Origin of the sequence: Kitasatospora sp. NPDC091276 (assembly GCF_040684355.1) — a bacterium.
In the GTDB taxonomy this organism is placed as follows: Bacteria; Actinomycetota; Actinomycetes; order Streptomycetales; family Streptomycetaceae; genus Kitasatospora.
Genome location: NZ_JBFBFU010000083.1, coordinates 1 through 1,483, shown reverse-complemented (window position 1 = coordinate 1,483; position 1,483 = coordinate 1). Strand labels below are relative to the sequence as shown.

The following is a 1,483-nucleotide window of genomic DNA, read 5'->3' as shown; positions in this document are numbered from 1 at the left end:
CTTAGGTTCAAGGGGTCGTCGCAACACCGCTTGGTTTCAGACGGTGAGTAGATCACGTAGACGCTCGGCTGGGGTATCCCAGCCGAGCGTCTTGCGTGGGCGGCCGTTGAGCTCCTGGGCGACGTGTTCGAGGTCTTCGGGACCGTGCAGGCTCAGGTCGGTGCCTTTCGGGAAGTACTGCCGCAGCAGCCCGTTCGTGTTCTCGTTCGAGCCGCGTTGCCAGGGCGAGGCCGGGTCGCAGAAGTAGACGGGCATGTCGGTGGCCATGCTGAACTGCTTGTGACCTGCCATCTCGGCGCCCTGGTCCCAGGTGAGAGAACCGCGCAGGTGGGCGGGCAGGGTCTGGACGGTGCGCACGAGCCCGTCGCGGACGGTCCCGGCGTCGTGGGCTCCGCCCGGCAGGTGAACCAGCATGGTGTAACGGGTGCTCCGCTCGACCAGGGTGGCGATCGCGGAGCGCCCGCCCGCACCGAGGATCAGGTCGCCTTCCCAGTGACCGGGCACGGCCCGGTCCTCGATGTCGGCGGGGCGGTCACTGATCATCACCATCGGGTCGATGAACCGGGAAGTGCGCCGCTCGGGGCTCCGGCGTGGCTTGCGGCGGGTCCGCCCGGAACGGACGGCTGCCTGCACTTCACGCTTCAGGCCGCCGCGGGCCTGGAAATACAGCGCCTGGTAGATCGTCTCCACGCTCACCCGCATGCTCTCGTCGTCGGGATGTTCCCTCAGCAGAGCGTGGCAGATCTGTTCCGGTGACCACCGCCTGCGCAGTCCGTCCTGGACGAAGCGGCGCAGTCGCCCCTCGCACAGCAGCTTGCGGTCCTTGGGCCGGGGCCTGCGCGCTGCCGCCGCCCGGTGGGCTTGGTAGGGCCGGTAGCCCTCGCTGCCCGAGTTCGCGTCGATCTCCCGCTTGACTGTGCTCGCGGGCCGTCCCAGGGCCCGTCCGATCGCCCGAAGCGACTGGCCCGCCGCGCGGAGATCGCGGATCTGTTCGCGCTCGGCCAGGGTCAGGAACCGCGGGTGGAGCTGCTTCTCCAGGGCCCTCAAGCCGACCGGTGCTTTTGTCACACCGGACATGGTGACGGTTCCCGCCCGGTAGTCGACGCGGCGCCCGTCGGCATAGGTGCGCGTATGGCGGGTTTTCCTGACGCCCTGGTCCCAGTCTCTGGCCGTGCGTTCGTTCACGCCGGCCTGCCGGGCTGCGATCCGGCGGGCGACACCGGCGGCCCGGAGCCGCTCGTACTCGTCCCGCCCGGAATGGCGGCGCGGCGGGCCCAACGACCTCCGTCCGGCCTTCCGGGCCCAGCTGAAGGCGGTGTTCTGGTTCAGCCCCAGCTCGCGCGCCGCCACGGTCACGCTGCCTACGACATCCAGCCGTGCGAGGAATCGCTCCCGCAACCCAGCAAGATCACTACGCCTAACGCCCACGGTCCTCGCAACTCCCACAGATCGCGGGTGTTGCGAGGACCGTTAGAACCTAAGG

General features: G+C 69.4%; 1 protein-coding gene. It reads right to left on the bottom strand.

From position 1 onward, the window contains the following. Nucleotides 1–36: 36 nt before the first annotated feature. Nucleotides 37–1,077 (bottom strand): IS30 family transposase, encoded by a 1,041-nt coding sequence (locus AB0O19_RS38455; RefSeq protein WP_363626394.1) that lies wholly within the window; start codon nucleotides 1,075–1,077, stop codon nucleotides 37–39. Nucleotides 1,078–1,483: the final 406 nt, after the last annotated feature.